Raw genomic sequence first — 19,021 nt, 5'->3', positions numbered from 1 at the left:
GTACTTTTTGTCTACCTGTTAATTTAATAATGTGAGAACAACAGTTATTCATACTATCCAGGATATAACATTGTTTAAAAACCAGCTGTTGCAGTGGTCGCAGCAGTTTCGCGAAGTTGTTTTTTTAGACAGTAATAACTATCATCAAAAATATAGTTCGTACGATGCGGTATTGGCTGTAGATGCCTTAACATCTTTACGTACAGACTACCATAATGCTTTTGAAGATTTACAAACATACCAGCAAACTACAAAAGACTGGCTTTTTGGCTATCTGGCTTATGACCTTAAAAATGATACGGAACAACTACAATCTTCTAATTTTGATGGTTTGGAGTTTCCTGACCTGTTTTTCTTTCAGCCTAAAAAACTTTTTTTTATAAAAGAAAACAGGCTTACGTTGAGTTACCTTGCTATGTGTGATGATGAAATAGAAGATGATATAAAGGAAATTACGGCTATAATACCTAATCATAATGGGCAGGTTAGTAGTAAACCGTTACACATACAGCAACGTGTTTCAAAACAGGATTATTTACATAAAGTAAATACTATGTTGGGGCATATTTTAAGGGGGGATATTTATGAGGCTAATTTCTGCATGGAATTTTATAATGCTACCGCAGATATAACCCCCTTAAATGTATACCAAAAATTAAATGCTATTTCTGAGCCGCCTTTTGCTGTTTATTTTAAAAATCATAACCATTATGTACTTTCGGCCTCGCCGGAACGTTACCTGCGTAAGGATGGCAGCAAGATAATTTCGCAACCCATAAAAGGTACCGCAAGAAGAAGTGATGATTTAAATGAAGATATTCAAATAAAAGATTTACTGCATAGTAACGAAAAAGAACGTGCTGAAAATATTATGATTGTAGATTTGGTGCGTAACGATCTTTCACATACTGCTGCTAAAGGCTCGGTTAAGGTAGAAGAGCTTTGTGAAGCCTATACTTTTAAGCAGGTTCACCATCTTATTTCTACTGTAGTATCGCATGTTGAAGATGGTATTTCGCCTGTAGAGGTCATAAAAACAACGTTCCCAATGGGAAGCATGACAGGAGCGCCGAAAATATCGGCCATGAAAATTATAGAGTCGCTTGAAGCAACTAAAAGGGGAGTGTACAGCGGTGCAATAGGATATTTTACCCCGGATGGCGATTTTGATTTTAATGTGGTTATACGCAGTATTTTGTATAACAGCCAAAACAAATACCTGTCTTTTTCGGTAGGAAGCGCCATTACGGCAGGTTCAGTGCCCGAAAGTGAGTATGCAGAGTGCCTGCTAAAAGCCAATGCCATGCATAAAGTACTTAATGCCGATGCATAAAAAAATTGCGTATTTTTGACCATGCTTTTACAATTTCAGCAACATCTTTCACAGCATTTCACTTTTTTAAAAGGCAAAAAGCTTTTTATAGCAGTGAGTGGCGGTATAGATAGTATGACCCTCTTACATTTGTTTATGCAACTGGATTATGAAATAGCTATACTTCACTGCAATTTTAACTTGCGTGGGGAAGAAAGTAATGGCGATGAGGCTTTTGTAAAACAGTATGCACAAAATAATAAAATTACCGTATATAACGAACATTTTGATACCGAAGCCTATGCGCAGGATTATAAAGTTTCTATACAAATAGCAGCGAGGGAACTACGCTACGAGTGGTTTTATGAACAATTGGAAGAAAAAGAATACGATTATATAATTACCGCACATAATGCCGATGATGTGCTGGAAACTTTTTTGATAAACCTTTCGCGCGGTACAGGTATAGAAGGGCTTACCGGAATTCCGGAAATAAACAACAAAATTGTAAGGCCATTGCTTGCTTTCAGCCGTAAGGATATTGAAGCGTATGCTAAAAAAAATAACATTAAATGGCGGGAAGACAGTAGCAATGCATCAGATAAATACCTGCGTAACAAAATTAGGCATCATATCAGTCCGGTTTTAAAAGAACTTAACCCTTCGTTTTTAGAAAGTTTTCAAAATACCCGCCAGCATTTAAAGCAGGTAAAATCTTTAGCCGATGATGCCGCTGTACTGGTTTATAAAAAGGTAGTTAATGACTTTGATGATAAAAAAATTATAAATATTAAAGAACTTACAAGGCTGCCCAATTATAAAGCCTACCTGTATACGTGGCTTAATCCGCTTGGTTTTACCGCTTGGACAGATATTTATAATCTTGTAATGGCACAACCGGGTAAATATGTATTGAGCAATGCATACAGGATATTAAAAGACAGGGACACGCTTATTATTGAGCAGCAAAAAGAGGTGGCGGGAGATGTTTACCCGGTATATGAAAATGACAATTTTATAGAAATCCCGCTAAAGCTAACCTTTACAACAGTAGGTAGCTTAGATAAAGATTTGATTAAAAATACTGTTTATGTTAATAAGGAATTAATAAAATTCCCGTTATTTGTTCGTAAATGGACGGAAGGTGATTATTTTTACCCTTTCGGAATGAAGGGGCAAAAAAAGAAGGTGTCTAAGTATTTTAAAGATGAAAAATTATCTTTAAGTGATAAAGAAAATGCCTGGCTACTTTGTTCCGGAAATGATATAATATGGGTTATAGGTCACAGGGCCGATGACCGCTTTAAAGTCACCACACAAACAACACAAATTTTAAAGATAGAAGTTGTAAAATGAAAAATTTTTTAACGCTGTTACTAACAGCATTTACTTTTGTTACTACCTATGCCCAGATACCTTCGGGCGAAGTTATGGAGCCTGTAAAATGGACGGCTAAAGTTGAAAAAGATTCTGAAACCGATTACACGCTGGTTTTTAATGCAACGATTGAGGACCACTGGCACATGTACAGCCAGTTTACAGCCGATGGGGGCTCACTACCTTTAGAGTTTATCTTTAATAATAATGAAGGTAATTATGAATTAGTAGGCAAAGCGGAAGAAAGTAAAACTGAAACTGCTTTTAATGAAACCTTTGGTGTTGAGGAAACTTTTTGGAGCCATACGGCGACGTTACGCCAGAAAATAAAAGTTACCAACCCTGATAATAATATAGTACAGGTAGAAGTAGGCTATCAGGTATGTAAAGAGGTATGCATTATGGGCAGTAACCTTTTTGAGTTCAACCTTAGCAGTCTTACTGCCAAAGAGGTAAAGGTATTTGAAGAAGTACTGTCAGGCTTTAAAAAAAAAAGTGAAAAACAGGCAGTAACAACACCGGACGACGAAAATGATACCGACCCGTTAACTATATTTTTTGGCACACTACTGGCTGGCCTTTTGGTTACTTTTACACCATGTGTATTCCCCATGATACCCATGACGGTTAGTTTTTTTATAAAACAAAACAGCAGTTCGGCAGCCAAAGGTAAATTTAATGCCATATTTTACGGTATATGTATTGTAGTTATTTATGTATTGCTATCATTGCCATTCCATATTTTTGAGGGTATAGACCGAAATATTTTTGCAGATATTTCTACCAATGTTTACCTGAATTTATTTTTCTTCATCATATTTATAACATTTGCCATTTCATTTTTTGGTGCTTTTGAAATTACCATACCCAACAGCCTGGCGAGCAAAGCAGATAATGCCAGTAACTCCGGTGGGCTTATTGGTATTTTCTTTATGGCATTAACGCTTATTATAGTATCATTTAGTTGTACCGGCCCTGCTTTAGGGTTTGTTTTTGGTACGGTACTATCGTCAGATGGTGGTGCAACATTGTTAAGCCTTGGTATGTTTGGTTTTGGCTTAGGGCTGGCTTTTCCTTTTATGATATTTGCTTTATTCCCAAGCCTTATGTCTAACCTTCCAAAATCAGGCGGCTGGCTTAATACGGTAAAAGTGGTATTTGGATTTATAGAGTTAGCGCTTGCATTTAAATTCCTTTCTAATGCCGACCTTGTGTTACAGTTACACCTTTTGGAGCGTGAAGTTTTTATAGCCATCTGGATAGCCGTATTTGCTGCATTAACTTTGTACCTGTTTGGTAAATTCTCTATGCCGCATGATAGCCCTGTGCCGTTTCTTTCAGTAGGGCGTATGTTGTTAGGGGTTTTATCATTAACCTTTACCATATACTTAGTACCCGGTTTGTGGGGGGCTCCCCTTAAGCTAATGAGTGGTGTATTGCCTCCGTCAACCTATAGTGAAGCCCCCATGGGCTTTGGCGGATCCGGAAGTACTGCTGCAATAAATAACAACGAGTTGACGGAAGGTGCCAAAGTATCGGTACATGGTATTATTGCTTTTGAAGATTATGATAAAGGCCTGGCTTATGCCAAAGAGGTGAATAAACCCGTGATGCTTGATTTTACCGGACATGTATGTACCAATTGCCGTAATATGGAAGAAAATGTATGGGTAAACCCTCAGGTACTCTCTATATTAAAAAATGATGTAGTACTGATTTCTCTTTATTGTGACGAACGTATTGATTTACCGGAATCTGAGCAGTTTATATCTGAATATAGTGGACGTAAAATAAATACAGTAGGGAAAAAATGGAGTGATTTTCAATTAGGCAGGTATGAGTCTAATGCAAGGCCTTACTATGTTTTGATAAACCTTGATGAAACAAACCTAAACGACCCGGTGGCTTATACTCCCGATATAGAAGAATATCTTGCCTGGCTAAAAGATGGATTAAGTAAATTTGAAAAATAATATCGTAATAAAAAAAATGGCGCTGCGGCGCCATTTTTTTATTCTTTATAATCATAGTCATTCAGAAATTGTTTTATTTTCCCTTTATCGTAAGCTGCTAACAGCTTTTTTAGTGAGCCTCTAATTTTTACATTATTGTCCTTGTTTTTAATGTATTCGGCTATTACTTTCCATATTTCAGTTTTAGTGTCATCATCAGGATCTTTAATTTTATGCTCTATCTGGTATTTAACCATTGCGGCAAAATATATCCCCATTAGTTTTGCATCGCTATCTAAAATAGTCATGGTATGGTCTACAGAAAAAATGTATTCAGATGTGTTATCCATCCATTTAAATAGATAGGCTCTTGCATCATCCCGGTAATCTTCCAGCACATTAATGGGTTTAGAAAGTAAAAAATCAGCGGCTTTTAAGGCATCATCAGCATTTTTAACTGAGGTAACCTGTGCCTTGGTTGCCATTGTGCCCAAAAGGCTGCAAAAAATAATAAAAACAAATTTTTTCATGTTGGTTGGTTTTTTGGTTCTTACAGCAACAAACATAATAAAACTTTTTAAATGTACTTTATTAATTTTCGGGCACAGGTTTGTACCGGGTCCCAAACAGGGGAGAAGGGTGGGGCATAGGACAAGTCCATATCAATAAGATTTTGCAGGGTTAAATTATGGGTTATAGCCACAGCCAGAACATCAATACGTTTGGCTGCATCTTCTTCACCCACAATTTGCCCGCCAAGCAGCCTTCCACTGTTTTTTTCTGCAAGTAATTTTACTGTAATTTTTTTATTTCCTGGAAAATAATCAGCACGGGTAGTGCTGTCTATAGTAGTAGCAACGTACTCAATATTCAGTTTTTTAAGTTCTTTTTCCTGCAAACCTGTACGCGCTACTTCATATTTACAAAGTTTACAAACCGCAGTGCCTACCACTCCCGGAAATGTTATTTTTTCACCGGCCAGGTTGGTTCCGGCTACAAGCCCTGTTTTATTAGCTACAGTACCCAGTGCAATATAAAATTGTTGCTTACTTACCAGGTTAAGTGTTTCGGTGCAATCACCTGCAGCCCATACATCTGGTATATTGGTCTGCATTTGTCCATTAACTTTTATAGCGCCTTTAACCCCAAGCGCTATACCGCTGTCTGCTAAAAATGTAGTATTTGGTGCAGACCCCATACCAAGTATTACTATATCTGCATCAATAGTATTGTTGGTAGTAACAACAGCATTAACTTTATCATTATCAAGCTCAAAATGCTTAAATTCTTCGTTAAGATATAAATTTATCCCAAGGCTTTTTATTGCATCAGATATTTTAATACCCATATCAGGATCTAATGTATCCATTACCTGGCTACCCCGTGTAACAATGCTTACTTTTAGCCCACGCATTAAAAGCGCTTCGGCCATTTCCAGGCCAATGTATCCGCCGCCAATAATTACGGCTTTTCCGGGTTTGTTTTCGCGTATGTATTTCTCAACCCGGATGCCACTTCTCAATGTAGATATACCAAATACATTTTCGGCACTGTTCCCTTTTACGTCAGGGCAATATGCCTTAGCCCCCGTAGCAATTAAAAGCTGGCCGTATTCCTGCCAGAATTCACGGTTATTCTCTGTATCATGTACCTTAATACGTTTATTGGCGGTATCAACTTTTGTTACCAAATGCTGTGTATGTACATCAATATTATACTTATTCCGAAATTCTTCAGGGCTGCGGCGTACCAGTGCATCACAATCTGTAATAGTACCCGATATAAAATAAGGGATACCACATGCAGAATAAGAAGTATAGCTCGTTTTTTCAAAAACTATTATTTTTCTGTCCGGCTGCACACGACGTACTTTAGAAGCCGCAGACATCCCTGCTGCATCGCCCCCAATTACTACTAAGCTATCGTCATTCAATCTGGTCATATCGTTTTATGTTTTTTTGTACCCAACGCGCTGTAATGCCATGTATGAGTACTGAATAAAAAATAGTGGCAGTTGTAGTAGCCACAAGTGTTTTAGGTTTTTCAAAACCAATAGCAGTTAATCCATAAGCCAGGTAATATAATGAACCTATTCCGCGTATGCCATAAAACGAAAGTACAAATTTTTGAAATGCATTGAGGTTTGTTTTTATAAGTGAAAGATATCCTACTACTGGCCGTACAACCAATACCATAAGTAAGGCAATAGCTATTATTTTAGGCTCAATTATCATTCTATAATGCATACCTATAAAAATACCTATAATTATAAAAAGTATAGCCACAACAAAACTTTCCAGCTCTTCATTAAAATCGTGCAGGCTGTTCATGTGTTTTTTGTGCTTTTCGTAACGGCTAAATACAGAAGCAGCAAAAAAAACAGCCAAGAAACCATAGCCGCCAACAATTTCGGCTATTGCATAGGGCAGAAGTATTAAGGCTAAAGATAAAATTCCTCGGCTTATACGACCCAGAGTATCATCTTTACTGCCTGTTGAAAATACTATTTTAAAAAGTAGCCATCCTGTTAGTAACCCAATGCCTATGCCTAATATAATTTTTATTAAAAAATCATGAAGAAACCAGTCGCCAATCCATTCTTTATAATTTAAGCCTTTTAAAGAAGCATGTATCGCAAAATATGTAAAGGGAAAAGCCAGGCCATCATTAATACCTGCTTCGGCAGTAAGCCCCAGTTTACTTACAGAATTATCTTTTTCACCCGGGGCAGAAGTTTGTAATTCTCCTGCAAGTACAGGGTCGGTGGGTGAAATAAGTGCACCGTACAGCATAGCTGTAGCCGGTGCAAACCCCATAACCCACCATCCTAAAAAAGTGGCAGCTATTATAGTAATGGGCATGGTGATTATTAATAGCCTTGAAGCATGTCGCCAGGTTTTCCATTTAAAGGGTTCATTAATCCTTAGCCCCGCATTGGCAAGTGCTACAAGTACCACAAATTCTGTTAAGCGTTTTAAAACTTCTAGATGTTTTAACGGATCAATTTGATAATGTAATATTATAAAATAACCAGCTATGCCTATTATGAGATAAAATATTGGTGCAGAAAAGTATTTATTACGAAATATAACCGGCACTATAGCTGCAAACAATGCTATAATACCTGCAAAAAGTAATACAAGGTCATAATATTCAATTTTAAAATAACGCTCCATAAGCATTAAGCCAATATTTTGCCTACTAATGTGATTATATTTTTAAATTTACTGATGTTTTATATCAGGTAAAAATCACAGGTTAAATTTTAAGTACATTTTGGGAAAACTGTTGTATTGGCAAACGTTTAAGTTTATAAGAAATATTACAATCATTTTCCGTATTTTCACGCCTCCAATCAAATATAAATGCTGATAAAAGTTTTTGGAAGCGCCGTTTTTGGCGTTGAAGCCACTACAATAACCGTAGAAGTTAATATAGATAAAGGCATAGGTTACCATCTTGTTGGCCTCCCGGATAATGCCGTAAAAGAAAGCAGCTACCGTATTGCTGCCGCACTTAAAAACAACGGCTACAGCCTGCCGGGTAAAAAAATTACTATAAATATGGCGCCTGCAGACCTTCGCAAAGAAGGGTCTGCTTATGATCTTACCCTGGCCGTAGGTATATTGGCGGCAAGCGGGCAGATAAAAGCAGATGAAGTTGCTAAATATATAATTATGGGCGAGCTGTCGTTAGACGGTTCTCTGCAACCCATAAAAGGTGTACTGCCTATTGCCATAAAGGCCAAGGAAGAAGGTTTTAAAGGTTTTTTCCTGCCGAAACAAAACGTAAAAGAGGCTGCTATTGTAGCAGGGTTAGAGTGTTACGGCCTGGAAAATATTAGCGAGGTTATAGATTTTTTTGAAGGCCGTGGTACTATTGAACCTACTTTAGTTAATACCCGTGAGGAATTTTATAAAAACCTTGAATTTCCTGAATTTGATTTTAATGATGTAAAAGGGCAGGAGGGCATTAAACGTTGTATGGAAATAGCGGCTGCCGGTGGCCATAATATTATTTTAATTGGCCCGCCCGGTGCAGGCAAAACTATGCTGGCCAAGCGGCTGCCCAGTATATTGCCTCCCATGACCTTGCGTGAGGCTTTAGAAACTACCAAAATACACAGTGTTGCCGGAAAGATAAAAAACATTGGCTTAATGAATCAGCGCCCTTTTCGTAGCCCGCACCACTCAGCGAGTTCAGTATCGCTGGTGGGTGGGGGAAGTTTTCCGCAGCCCGGAGAAATAAGCCTGGCCCATAATGGTGTGCTTTTTCTGGATGAGTTGCCGGAATTTAAACGTGAAGTGTTGGAGGTAATGCGGCAACCGCTGGAAGACCGTGAGGTTACCATAAGCCGTGCACGCTTTACTATAACATTCCCTTCCAGTTTTATGCTGGTAGCCAGTATGAATCCCAGCCCGGGAGGCTATTTTAATGACCCTGATGCGCCGGTAACTTCTTCGCCTCACGAAATGCAACGCTATATGAGCAAAATAAGTGGCCCACTGTTAGACAGGATTGATATACATATTGAAGTTACCCCCGTGCCTTTTGATAAACTAAGCGATACCCGAAAATCAGAAAGCAGTGTAGAAATCAGAAAACGTGTTACTAAGGCACGTGAGATACAAACACAGCGGTTTGAAGAATATGAACATGTACATTACAATGCGCAAATGAGCTCCAGGCAGATACGCGAATATTGCAAACTTGATGATGCTTCACTGCAATTATTAAAAACAGCAATGGAGCGGCTAAACCTTTCGGCCAGGGCGTATGACAGAATACTTAAAGTTTCACGTACCATTGCCGACCTTGATGCCGCCATAAATATTTCTCCACAACATATTAGCGAAGCGATACAATACCGAAGCCTTGACCGTGAAGGATGGCTGGGATAATATAAATTTTGAATTATAATTATGCTTAGAGAAGAATTACAAGAACTTTTTGATGCCATGCCTTTGTTTGTGCAGAAAAAATTGGAGCCAGTTACAATCAATTTGCTGGAACGCGCTGCCGAACTGGATAGCGAGAAAGATAAATCATCTGACTACTATGCAGAAGAGCATGAGGATATCATGAAAGAGGTAAACAAAGTAAAATATATAAATGACCAGTGGAAGATTATGAATGCCAGAGATACTAACTAATTAAGTCCTAATTCAGAAAAAGTATCTCCCTTATTTATATCGCCGGTCTCAAAGCCTTTTTTAAACCAATACGTACGCTGTTGTGAGGTACCGTGTGTAAAAGAGTCTGGCACTACACGGCCCTGTGCTTTTCTTTGTATGGCATCATCACCAACTGCGCTTGCAGCGCTAAGCGCTTCATCTATATCGCCTTCTTCCAGTACATTGTTCATTTCTTCATTATAATGTGCCCAAATACCGGCATAAAAATCGGCTTGTAACTCTAATGCTACCGAAAACCTGTTGGCTTCAGTTTCACCAAGGCGTTGTTGCTTGCGCCGCACTTTTTCTGAAGTACCTAATAAAGTTTGTACATGGTGCCCAATCTCATGTGCTATAACATAAGCTATGGCAAAATCGCCGCCCTTTGCACCAAAACGTGTTTGAAGTTCATTAAAAAAACTAAGATCCATATATACTTTATGGTCTGCCGGGCAATAAAAAGGTCCTGTAGCTGATGATGCCCCACCGCATGCTGTTTGTACAGCATCGCGGAACAATACCAGCTTCGGCTGATTGTATGTGAGGTCATTTTCCTGAAATATTTTTCCCCAGACATCTTCGGTGTCAGCCAGTACAGTAGCTACAAACTCACCCATTTCTTTATCTTCTTCGGTAAGTTCTGTGGTTTCAGAATAGGGCGATGATTGCTGTATCTGGTTTTGTATATCGTTTATAACAGCAGTATTATCTCCGCCCATAAACATATTTATGAGTAGTACAATAACGCCTATTATACCACCACCAACAGCTACTTGTCCGCCAGAAACACCCCTGCGGTCTTCTACATTATTACTTTGTCTTCTGCCACGCCACTTCATATAATTTTTTTTAATAAAATGAAATTACAGATAATAACGTGTACTGGAATCTACTTTATAAAGATTTTATGATTTTTACGGCTAAAACCCAACCCGGAATCCTATATAGGCATCGGCCTGGTCAGTATCTGTTACTGTAGCAGAAAGCAATGATGACGAGCCTATAAAGAAACCACCCAAACGGAAACCAATACCAGCAGTAAAGCCCGATATTTCGTTGCTGGCCAATGGCATATATGCTTCAAAAAAGCCTGAAGAGTAGCGGGGTGTTACAGAATATATGTTAGGTACGGTTATTTGGTTGTTATTATTGCTATCGCCTGTTTTTTGCTGTACTAAGGCTGTGGCATACCACCTGCGGTGAATTTTAATATCGGCATATACAGAAAGGTAGGAGGGAAGCTTAACTTTAAAGTCCTGTTGCGATTTTTGTATGGTGGCAAAACCACTTGAAACAAAAATATCTTCTATTTCTTCCACGCTTTCCACTCCCTCAAACTGGTTTAGGTTAAAATACTGTCCCTCGGGAATATTGAGGCTGTAATTATTAGTAGTGTTGTTATCATCTTTAAAGGTAAGGTTCCCGAGGTTTTTAAAAGAAATACCTGCGTTAACCCTATAACCGTCTTGATTATTATCTTTAAGCTGGTAATTTATACCCAGGTCGGCACAAAAGCCATTTAAGCCACCTGCAAAGAACTCAGTAAAACTACCGGAATCAGAATAATCATCTGCAAGTGGACCTGAATACGCAAAGTTAACTTCGGCCTGGGCGTCAGTTAAATATACATTTCCTAAATCATTAACAATGGTTCCATTAAGTTTACCCGCTCCCATGTTGGCATAAGTGTTTGGAAACAGCAGTTTAAAGGTAAGTCCTGCAGATAGTTTATGTTGGTTATCCTGATAAAACTCGCGGGCTGCCGAAAAGCCTATTTCGCCCCATGATGTGCCCACAACCCTTTGATTCTCTGATTGTAATATAGGGTATACCTGTGTAATATTGTCAATACCCCCATTGGTAACAGCCCTGCCCAATGTTGTATTAATATCAATAAAATTTGCCTTGACATGTGCACCTGTAGAAATGGCAAATCCCCATTTATCTTTTTTAAACCCAAATGCAGGTCCCAATATAGCTACATCGGCAGAAAGATTTGCGGCCTCATTACCCGAAAAAATCATTTCCTCAAAGTCATTATCGCTATGTAACAGGTCTGCAAACGTTATTTTATTATTTGCTACGCCTGCGCTAAAATTAAAAATATTTACTTCGTAGGTGTTTTGAAGGTTTACAAGCTCTGCAGGGTTAAGGTCTGCATTTAAAAGCCCTGTACGTTTTGAGGTTGCTATGCCCGAAAAATGTTCCTGGGCAAATAATCCGTTTGCAAACAAACAGTATATGAATAAGGTAACTTTTTTCATAATTGAGGTATTTAATATACTAATATAGTGAATTATTAAAAATCTTACTGATAAAATAGTAAAAGTGCATAAACTATATTTTTATGATAATAAATACCTAATTGTGTGTATTTCTATAACGCTACAGCAGACCATACAGCATCTTTAGGTACCGGTGCTGTAATAGCTATTAGTTCTTTATTTACAGGATGGATAAAAGATAAATGGCGGGCATGAAGACTTATACTGCCATCTGGGTTACTGCGTTCAGCACCATATTTAAGGTCGCCTTTTATTGGGGAGCCAATAAAAGAAAGCTGCGCACGTATCTGGTGGTGGCGGCCTGTATGCAGGTTTACTTCAAGAAGTGTATAGGTGTTGAGCTTTTGTAAAACGGTATACTCAAGGCTGGCTTTTTTGCTGCCGGGTACCTCTTTTATATGTGCTTTACTGGTATTATTTTTTTCGTTCCGTTTCAGGTAATGTACCAAAGTGGCTTTTTCATCCTGAGGCATATTTTTTACGAGTGCCCAATAGGTTTTTTGAGTTTCGCGGTTTTTAAAAAGGTCATTAAGGCGGGTTAACGCTTTGCTGGTGCGTGCAAAAACCACTATACCGGTAGTAGGGCGGTCTAAACGGTGTACTACCCCCAAAAATACAGCCCCGGGTTTGTTGTATTTATCTTTTATGTACTCTTTTACAACCTCACTAAGCGGTTTATCTCCTGTTTTATCACCCTGCACGATATCGCCAGCACCTTTGTTAACCACAATAATATGGTTGTCTTCATACAATACCTGAAGGTTATTTTTGTCAGATAATATCTTCACTTATGTAATTTGAAAATTTGAAGATGTGCCAATTTGAAAATTGTTTTTTAGTCAATGTGTAATTTCCTAATTATCAAACTGTCATATTGGTACATTAACATTTAATACTGCTCTTTTTCGTTAGGGAAATCAGATGATTTAACATCTGCTGAATATTGGCCTATGGCAGTGGTCATATCTTCAAATAGATTAAGGTAACGGCGTAAAAAGCGGGGGCTGAACTCATTGTTCATACCCAGCATATCATGTATTACAAGTACCTGTCCGTCTACACCGCCGCCGGCACCAATGCCAATGACAGGAATGGTAAGGCTCTCGGCTACTTTTTTGGCAAGTGCAGCAGGAATTTTTTCCAGTACCACTGCAAAACATCCAAGGTTTTCAAGCAACATTGCATCTTCCAGAAGTTTTTCCGCTTCGGCATCTTCTTTGGCGCGGACTGTATAAGAACCAAACTTATAAATAGATTGGGGGGTTAAGCCCAAATGTCCCATAACGGGTATACCTGCATGGAGCAGTTTTTTAACGGAGTCTTTTATTTCTTTACCACCCTCCATTTTTACGGCATGGCCACCGCTTTCTTTCATAATGCGGATAGCCGAACGCAATGCCTCTTTCGGGTCGCTTTGGTAGGTACCAAAAGGAAGGTCTACTACTACAAGGGCACGCTCTACACCGCGCACAACCGATGAGGCATGGTAGATCATTTGGTCCAGCGTAATGGGGAGGGTAGTTTCGTGGCCTGCCATAACATTACTAGCAGAATCGCCTACCAATATCACATCAACCCCGGCAGTATCTACAATTTTTGCCATAGTGAAATCATAAGCCGTGAGCATAGAAATTTTTTCGCCCTGCGATTTCATTTCTATAAGCGATTTTGTAGTTATCCTTTTATAATCTTTTTTAGCGACTGACATTTTTCAAAATTTTAGGATGGTAAAAGTACTAATTTGTGATTATAGAAGTGTTTAAAATATAGTTTTTCTTGATAGGTAAGCTAATTTTGAAATTAAATTTGACCTTTATTCTATCAATTTTTTGTAAGCGCGATCAAAGTATTATACTGCTTCACACCTTGTTTTTCTTACGCATTTTCATGTTTAAAAATTCTACCGCAAGAGAAAAGGCAATGGCAAAATAGAGGTAACCTTTGGGTACTTCACCTACATGCTGGCCGGCAAGCTGCGCGTCAGAAAGGTGCATGCTTTCGGTTATAAGCATAAAACCAATAAGTATTAAAAATGCCAACCCAAGTATTTGTATTGAGGGGTTTGCGTTAACAAAATTACCTACCGGCACCGCAAATAACATCATTATACCCACCGAAATTACTACTGCGGTTATCATTATATATAATGCGCCTTCAAGACCGCTGGTCATACCTACGGCGGTGAGTATAGAATCTATCGAAAAAATAAGGTCTATTAGCAGTATCTGGGCAATTGTGCCTGCAAAAGATTTCGCAGCGCTGGTTTTTAGTTCTTTTTCATGCGCTCCTTTTATATCTACTTTTTCATGAATTTCTTTGGTACTTTTATAGATAAGGAAAAGCCCTCCGGCCAATAATATTAATGCCTGGCCGGTAAATTGAGCACTAAACCAGCCCCAGTCAAAACCAAAAAGGGGCTTTTTCATCCGTGTTAATACAGTAATGCCAAATAACAGGCCAATACGTAAAAACATGGCAAGAAACAAACCCACCCGCGTAGCTTTTTTTCTTTCAGCCTGGGGTAATTTTCCTGTTACTATAGATATAAAAATAATATTATCTATACCCAATACAATCTCCAGAAAGGTTAGGGTTAATAAAGCTATCCAGGCATCAGGGTTGGATAAAAATTCCATATACAATTAGTTAATTTTAGTTGCTATTCCTTTTAATTTTTGTTTATCTCCCACTATAGAAAACTCATAGGTGTATGTATCGCCGTTTGTTGTTAATATTTTCATATCAACTGCTTTTTCTTCCTGCATGTTTTTGGGATTCATTTTTCGGAGTACATATTCACAATCGTTTACCCAGCGTACGGTTGCGGTATCAGTTTTGCCCTCATAGGTTTCAATTTCAAGGCTGTCAGTACGTATAAACACAGTGGTTTTCTTTTCGCCGTCTATAATATATTCCGACTCAAATTTCCCGGTTTTAAAATTGGTGCAGTTACGCTCCTGGTTATAACAGGACATTAAAAGCACGGTAAGAATAAACAGGTATAAAACTTTTTTCATTATTTGTTATGTTCAGAATCAGATAATTTCTTCAGTTCACTCTCAGTAAAATGTTTTACCGATTTTTCCACGGCAAATTTATCTGAGTTATATTGCCCGGATTTATTTTTAGGGATGCTAAGGCTCTCCCATGGTGTTTTCTTTATCATTTTAGCAAAAAATACAATTTGCCCAACATGGTAGGGGTAGTGTGCCAATTGCCGGTTTATGGCCTCCATAACCGTATGCCCCTCATTCCGGATATAAATAATATCGTTAAGGTTATCTGGTGTAACAGTATTAAGTGCGGTAAACAGGCAACTCCAACCTGATTCCCAGTCACATAATAGGGCTTCTTTATTTATATAGGTGTTTTCAAACTCATCATCACGATTGCGCCATTCTTTTTCTCCGTCAGTAGTTAAAAAATCTGTCCAACGGCTCATCATATTGCCATACATGTGCTTTACAATAATAGCAATACTGTTGGTGTCTTCATCCGGAGAATAAAAAAGCTGCTCCGGCTCTAATTGCGCCATAGCTTTATCAGCTAACGTTTTGTAGTATAAAAACTGTTTTTTTACACTTTGAATATAATCTTCTGCTGCTTTCATGGCTAATAGATTAATCGGTCATACTTTTCATTATTGTACGTATGCCCATAAACATAAACCACATGCCGGTAAGGCAGCAAATAATACCGAGGCCAATAACAGGAATAAATAGGGGGTGCCCCTGGTTTTTAAAAGAGCTGAAAATTACTACAGGCCCAATAAAAAACAAAGGGAGCGCAAAAAACAGGTACCGTAGCCCCCGCATTAATATTTTTTTATCTGTTGGCATGGGCTTCTATGGCTTTACGTACGTTTTTATATTTTTCTAACAGGGCAATGGCTTCTTCTTCCGGTATATTAAGTTCATCCATTATCATTTTTACACCCCGGCCTACCAGTTTATGGTTACTCAGTTGCATATCTACCATTTTATTGCCCTTTACACGCCCCAGCTGAATCATGGCAGCAGTACTTATCATATTGAGTACTAATTTTTGGGCTGTCCCGGCTTTCATGCGGCTGCTTCCGGTTACAAATTCAGAGCCAACTACCACTTCAACCGGGTTTTGTGCCACCTGTGCCAGTGGGCTGCCCTGATTACAGGTTATACAACCTGTAGCAATTCCGGCATTATTGCATTTTTCGAGACCGCCAATAACATAAGGCGTAGTACCCGATGCTGCAATACCTATTACCACATCATTGGTAGTAATGTTATATTCAGAAAGGTCTTTCCATGCCTGTTCTCGGTCATCTTCTGCAAATTCTACAGCCCGCCTTATAGCAGTATCACCTCCTGCAATAAGACCGATAACCAAATCAAACGGTACACCAAAAGTGGGCGGGCATTCACTCGCATCTACTATTCCCAGCCTTCCACTGGTGCCTGCGCCAATATAAAACAACCTACCGCCAGATTTTAAGCATGATACCACAACCTGTGTTAATTGCTCTATTTGGGGTAGCGCTTTTTCTACCGCAAGGGGCACTGTTTTATCTTCGTTATTAATATTACGGAGCAAATCACCCACCGGCATTTTTTCAAGATGCTCATATTTAGATGCCTGCTCGGTAGTTTTTATGAAGGACATGATAAATTATATTTCAGGTAAATTTAAAGAAAATAAGCCATAATAACCCCGAGAATGATAACCAGTAATTTTGCGAGGTTAAATTTATGGTTCTCTGCCGATTCAAAAATTATAGTAGACGATATGTGGAACAGTATACCCACTACCACGGCAGAAATTTCTGTAAAATAATCTTCTATAAAATGCAGGTTTTCGCTTAATAGTGTGCCCAGGGGTGTCATTACAGAAAAAGCCAACATAAAAAGGGTAATGGGTGTTTTTCCTAAACCTGAATTAATAAAAAAAGCAGTTAAAATAATAGCGATAGGGAAGTGGTGAATGGCTATTCCCCAAGCCAGGTCGTTATGATGGCTTACCGGCATACCCTCTAACAAGGCATGTATACAAAGGCTTATAAAAAGCAACCAAGGCATGGGCGCATAATGATCGTGGCTGTGGTCATGATGTTTTCCAGGCCCGTGAACGTGCCCGTGTTCTGCACCGTGCGAAAAATACTCAAGTATTATCTGGAAAATAATACCTGCCATAATAAACAGGCCTATGGGGCTATTATGTCCGTGCTCATGCCCCTGGTGGTCATGGTGATGGGCAGTAGCGCCTTCATATACTTCCGGTAACAGATGCATTACAGTAAGCGAAAGCAAAAAAGAACCGCTAAATGCGAGTAACAGTTTTAAATTCTGCCGTTTAGAAGGTTTAATAAAAACAGCTACGGCATAGCCGAGTATTACAGACAAAAAAGGTAATATATATGCCATTGTTATTTAAAAATCATTATCAATCGTTCTGATTCGTTTTTTTTGAATTTATGTAGCCTGTAATCGCCAAAAACATCCAGCAGGTAAATACCGGCCTCGTCCATCAACTGTTCAAAATTATCCAGTGTAAGCGCCTCTACTTTTTCTGTAAAGTGGTAATGCCTGCCACCCTCTTCAAAATCTATCTCTTTAATAATATGGTTGTCTTCTACATAACGCTTAATATGAAAATCTATACCTTCTACAGTTTTTACATCATGCGGTACAAGGTTTTTAATTACGTGTGGCACATTCATAAAATCAATTACAGCAAAACCATCGTCTTTCAGGCTTTTGCATATCGATTTTAAGGTAGCCATGTTATCTTTATCTTCATCAAAATAGCCAAAACTGGTAAACAGGTTAAAAATTGCATCGTATTTTTCGGGAAAAGGTTCACGCATATCGTGTACCATAAAATGCAGTTTTTCATTAGCAAATTCAGAAGCCTGCTTAATGCTGTTTTCACTCAGGTCGGCCCCGGTAACGTCATATCCAAGCTGATTTAAGTATATAGAATGACGGCCTTTTCCACAGGCAAGGTCTAATACTTTAGCATTATCGGGCAGGTTTAGGTAACTGGTAAGGTTATCCATAAAAAGCCTGGCCTCTTTATAGTTGCGGTCTTTATACAGTATATGATAATAAGGTGTATCAAACCATGAAGTATACCAGTCGCTTTTATTTGTATGCATAGTTTGCCCTGTAAAAAAGTGCTGCAAATTTATACTATTATATGCAATTGTAGTGCATTAGCAGCAAAAATGTAACAAAAGGACTAAATAAGCTTAAATGTTAAGTTTTTAACAGCATTTTAATTAATAACATTTATTTTATAAGTAAATTTAGCGTGTAGTAATACACTGATGAAATTAATCTTAAAACAAAAAGCATGGAACAAAAAGTAGCCGTATTTAACTCCTATAAAGAGGCATTAGAAGCGCTAAAAGAATTAAAACAACATGATTTTCCTATGAAAGATGTATCTTTAGTAGGAAAGGCCGGTATAGTTGATGATGAACATATACACCTTGATGAAGTAGATAAAGCTACTAATATACCTGCTTATGTAGGTATGGGAGCTGGTACGGTAGTAGGGCTTTTAACCGGGTTAGGAGTATTTGCCATACCTGGATTTGGTATGTTATATGGTGCCGGTGCCCTGGTAGGCGCAATTGCCGGTGTAGATGTTGGTATGATAGGCGGAGGGTTTGCCTCGCTGGTAGCCAAACTTTTTACAAATGATAAACATGTTGAAAATATTAAAGAACATATAGAAGCAGGAAAATTTGTACTGGTAGTAAGCGGGGATAAAGATGAAATTGCCGTTGCAAAAGAAATTTTAAGTTCTAAAAACCTGCACTCACATTTTTATGAGTAAAAAGGAAAAGATCAGATTTATTAACGGGGCTGTCTCAAAAGTGAGTCAGCCCTATTTTTTTTAAACAAATAAGGGAGCCCGCGGGTTCCCTTTATTCTGCAA

Annotated in this window: 20 protein-coding genes; 6 read left to right on the top strand and 14 right to left on the bottom strand. The window is 38.4% G+C overall.

The window, feature by feature from the left end:
- Positions 1–31 precede the first annotated feature (31 nt).
- From ABS766_RS02475 to ABS766_RS02465, 3 genes are read left to right on the top strand one after another with little or no spacing between them, the layout of a single operon-like run.
- The gene (locus ABS766_RS02475; protein ID WP_408083519.1) at positions 32–1,333 is read left to right on the top strand and encodes an anthranilate synthase component I family protein; all 1,302 of its coding nucleotides are present in this window, start codon (positions 32–34) and stop codon (positions 1,331–1,333) included.
- 21 nt (positions 1,334–1,354) lie between these two features.
- Entirely contained in the window at positions 1,355–2,668 is a 1,314-nt protein-coding gene (gene tilS, locus ABS766_RS02470; protein WP_408083518.1) for a tRNA lysidine(34) synthetase TilS, read from the top strand.
- Positions 2,665–4,662 carry a protein-disulfide reductase DsbD family protein gene (locus tag ABS766_RS02465; protein ID WP_408083517.1) on the top strand — a complete coding sequence of 666 codons (1,998 nt, stop codon included), beginning with the start codon at positions 2,665–2,667 and terminating at the stop codon, positions 4,660–4,662. Before tilS ends, ABS766_RS02465 begins: the two co-directional genes overlap by 4 nt.
- A 38-nt stretch (positions 4,663–4,700) precedes the next feature.
- Here the strand turns inward: ABS766_RS02465 and ABS766_RS02460 are convergent, their stop codons facing one another.
- Genes ABS766_RS02460 through ABS766_RS02450 form a run of 3 tightly spaced genes read right to left on the bottom strand, consistent with a single transcriptional unit; the run spans position 4,701 to position 7,817 of the window.
- Positions 4,701–5,171, bottom strand: coding sequence for a hypothetical protein (locus ABS766_RS02460; RefSeq protein ID WP_408083516.1), 471 nt, complete (start codon positions 5,169–5,171; stop codon positions 4,701–4,703).
- Positions 5,172–5,218: 47 nt separating this feature from the next.
- The gene (locus ABS766_RS02455; protein WP_408083515.1) at positions 5,219–6,583 is read right to left on the bottom strand and encodes an FAD-dependent oxidoreductase; all 1,365 of its coding nucleotides are present in this window, start codon (positions 6,581–6,583) and stop codon (positions 5,219–5,221) included.
- A complete protein-coding gene (locus ABS766_RS02450; RefSeq protein WP_408083514.1) occupies positions 6,567–7,817 on the bottom strand; it encodes a cation:proton antiporter in 1,251 nt (416 codons plus the stop codon). Before ABS766_RS02450 ends, ABS766_RS02455 begins: the two co-directional genes overlap by 17 nt.
- A gap of 189 nt (positions 7,818–8,006) precedes the next feature.
- Between ABS766_RS02450 and ABS766_RS02445 the strand changes: the two genes are divergently transcribed.
- A complete protein-coding gene (locus tag ABS766_RS02445; protein ID WP_408083513.1) occupies positions 8,007–9,542 on the top strand; it encodes a YifB family Mg chelatase-like AAA ATPase in 1,536 nt (511 codons plus the stop codon).
- A 21-nt stretch (positions 9,543–9,563) separates the two neighbouring features.
- On the top strand, positions 9,564–9,794 hold the full coding sequence (locus tag ABS766_RS02440) for a hypothetical protein (RefSeq protein ID WP_408083512.1): 231 nt from the start codon (positions 9,564–9,566) through the stop codon (positions 9,792–9,794).
- Here ABS766_RS02440 and ypfJ read toward each other — a convergent pair.
- From ypfJ to ABS766_RS02385, 11 genes are all read right to left on the bottom strand, one after another.
- On the bottom strand, positions 9,791–10,654 hold the full coding sequence (gene ypfJ / locus ABS766_RS02435; RefSeq protein ID WP_408083511.1) for a KPN_02809 family neutral zinc metallopeptidase: 864 nt from the start codon (positions 10,652–10,654) through the stop codon (positions 9,791–9,793). The genes ABS766_RS02440 and ypfJ overlap by 4 nt on opposite strands.
- 81 nt (positions 10,655–10,735) lie before the next feature.
- Positions 10,736–12,079: a hypothetical protein gene (locus ABS766_RS02430; RefSeq protein ID WP_408083510.1), complete on the bottom strand. Its 1,344-nt coding sequence runs from the start codon at positions 12,077–12,079 to the stop codon at positions 10,736–10,738.
- A 113-nt stretch (positions 12,080–12,192) separates the two neighbouring features.
- On the bottom strand, positions 12,193–12,888 hold the full coding sequence (locus ABS766_RS02425) for an RluA family pseudouridine synthase (RefSeq protein ID WP_408083509.1): 696 nt from the start codon (positions 12,886–12,888) through the stop codon (positions 12,193–12,195).
- 101 nt (positions 12,889–12,989) lie between these two features.
- Complete coding sequence (panB, locus tag ABS766_RS02420; protein WP_408083508.1) at positions 12,990–13,808, bottom strand: 3-methyl-2-oxobutanoate hydroxymethyltransferase; 819 nt, start codon at positions 13,806–13,808, stop codon at positions 12,990–12,992.
- 151 nt (positions 13,809–13,959) lie between these two features.
- Entirely contained in the window at positions 13,960–14,736 is a 777-nt protein-coding gene (locus ABS766_RS02415) for a TerC family protein (protein WP_408083507.1), read from the bottom strand.
- Between the two features lie 6 nt (positions 14,737–14,742).
- Positions 14,743–15,117, bottom strand: coding sequence for a DNA topoisomerase IV (locus ABS766_RS02410; RefSeq protein WP_408083506.1), 375 nt, complete (start codon positions 15,115–15,117; stop codon positions 14,743–14,745).
- Positions 15,117–15,710, bottom strand: a complete 594-nt coding sequence (locus ABS766_RS02405) for a DUF1572 family protein (protein WP_408083505.1) — start codon at positions 15,708–15,710, stop codon at positions 15,117–15,119. The genes ABS766_RS02410 and ABS766_RS02405 overlap by 1 nt, the downstream gene beginning before the upstream one ends.
- Before the next feature lie 10 nt (positions 15,711–15,720).
- A complete protein-coding gene (locus ABS766_RS02400; RefSeq protein ID WP_408083503.1) occupies positions 15,721–15,939 on the bottom strand; it encodes a DUF6095 family protein in 219 nt (72 codons plus the stop codon).
- Positions 15,926–16,741, bottom strand: coding sequence for an N-acetylmuramic acid 6-phosphate etherase (gene murQ, locus ABS766_RS02395; RefSeq protein WP_408083502.1), 816 nt, complete (start codon positions 16,739–16,741; stop codon positions 15,926–15,928). The genes ABS766_RS02400 and murQ overlap by 14 nt, the downstream gene beginning before the upstream one ends.
- A 23-nt stretch (positions 16,742–16,764) precedes the next feature.
- Positions 16,765–17,499 (bottom strand): ZIP family metal transporter, encoded by a 735-nt coding sequence (locus ABS766_RS02390; protein ID WP_408083501.1) that lies wholly within the window; start codon positions 17,497–17,499, stop codon positions 16,765–16,767.
- Positions 17,500–17,501: 2 nt separating this feature from the next.
- Complete coding sequence (locus ABS766_RS02385) at positions 17,502–18,233, bottom strand: class I SAM-dependent methyltransferase (protein ID WP_408083500.1); 732 nt, start codon at positions 18,231–18,233, stop codon at positions 17,502–17,504.
- Positions 18,234–18,430: 197 nt separating this feature from the next.
- On the opposite strand from ABS766_RS02385, the gene ABS766_RS02380 reads away from it, so the two are divergent.
- Entirely contained in the window at positions 18,431–18,919 is a 489-nt protein-coding gene (locus ABS766_RS02380) for a hypothetical protein (protein WP_408083499.1), read from the top strand.
- Positions 18,920–19,021: the final 102 nt, after the last annotated feature.

Origin of the sequence: Flavobacterium rhizosphaerae (genome assembly GCF_046000445.1) — a bacterium.
In the GTDB taxonomy this organism is placed as follows: Bacteria; Bacteroidota; Bacteroidia; order Flavobacteriales; family Flavobacteriaceae; genus Flavobacterium; species Flavobacterium rhizosphaerae.
The sequence above is the reverse complement of the archived record's forward strand: the minus strand, read 5'-3'. Positions and strand labels throughout refer to the sequence as shown.

What these genes read in the sequence shown, in the direction of transcription:
- ypfJ (WP_408083511.1), bottom strand. Translation starts at nt 10,654, where the DNA reads ATGAAGTGGCGTGGCAGAAGACAAAGTAATAATGTAGAAGACCGCAGG.
- ABS766_RS02410 (WP_408083506.1), bottom strand. Translation starts at nt 15,117, where the DNA reads ATGAAAAAAGTTTTATACCTGTTTATTCTTACCGTGCTTTTAATGTCC.
- ABS766_RS02390 (WP_408083501.1), bottom strand. Translation starts at nt 17,499, where the DNA reads ATGGCATATATATTACCTTTTTTGTCTGTAATACTCGGCTATGCCGTA.
- ABS766_RS02445 (WP_408083513.1), top strand. Translation starts at nt 8,007, where the DNA reads ATGCTGATAAAAGTTTTTGGAAGCGCCGTTTTTGGCGTTGAAGCCACT.
- ABS766_RS02460 (WP_408083516.1), bottom strand. Translation starts at nt 5,171, where the DNA reads ATGAAAAAATTTGTTTTTATTATTTTTTGCAGCCTTTTGGGCACAATG.
- ABS766_RS02415 (WP_408083507.1), bottom strand. Translation starts at nt 14,736, where the DNA reads ATGGAATTTTTATCCAACCCTGATGCCTGGATAGCTTTATTAACCCTA.
- ABS766_RS02440 (WP_408083512.1), top strand. Translation starts at nt 9,564, where the DNA reads ATGCTTAGAGAAGAATTACAAGAACTTTTTGATGCCATGCCTTTGTTT.
- ABS766_RS02380 (WP_408083499.1), top strand. Translation starts at nt 18,431, where the DNA reads ATGGAACAAAAAGTAGCCGTATTTAACTCCTATAAAGAGGCATTAGAA.
- tilS (WP_408083518.1), top strand. Translation starts at nt 1,355, where the DNA reads ATGCTTTTACAATTTCAGCAACATCTTTCACAGCATTTCACTTTTTTA.
- panB (WP_408083508.1), bottom strand. Translation starts at nt 13,808, where the DNA reads ATGTCAGTCGCTAAAAAAGATTATAAAAGGATAACTACAAAATCGCTT.
- ABS766_RS02455 (WP_408083515.1), bottom strand. Translation starts at nt 6,583, where the DNA reads ATGACCAGATTGAATGACGATAGCTTAGTAGTAATTGGGGGCGATGCA.
- ABS766_RS02400 (WP_408083503.1), bottom strand. Translation starts at nt 15,939, where the DNA reads ATGCCAACAGATAAAAAAATATTAATGCGGGGGCTACGGTACCTGTTT.
- ABS766_RS02465 (WP_408083517.1), top strand. Translation starts at nt 2,665, where the DNA reads ATGAAAAATTTTTTAACGCTGTTACTAACAGCATTTACTTTTGTTACT.
- ABS766_RS02385 (WP_408083500.1), bottom strand. Translation starts at nt 18,233, where the DNA reads ATGCATACAAATAAAAGCGACTGGTATACTTCATGGTTTGATACACCT.
- ABS766_RS02405 (WP_408083505.1), bottom strand. Translation starts at nt 15,710, where the DNA reads ATGAAAGCAGCAGAAGATTATATTCAAAGTGTAAAAAAACAGTTTTTA.
- murQ (WP_408083502.1), bottom strand. Translation starts at nt 16,741, where the DNA reads ATGTCCTTCATAAAAACTACCGAGCAGGCATCTAAATATGAGCATCTT.
- ABS766_RS02450 (WP_408083514.1), bottom strand. Translation starts at nt 7,817, where the DNA reads ATGGAGCGTTATTTTAAAATTGAATATTATGACCTTGTATTACTTTTT.
- ABS766_RS02430 (WP_408083510.1), bottom strand. Translation starts at nt 12,079, where the DNA reads ATGAAAAAAGTTACCTTATTCATATACTGTTTGTTTGCAAACGGATTA.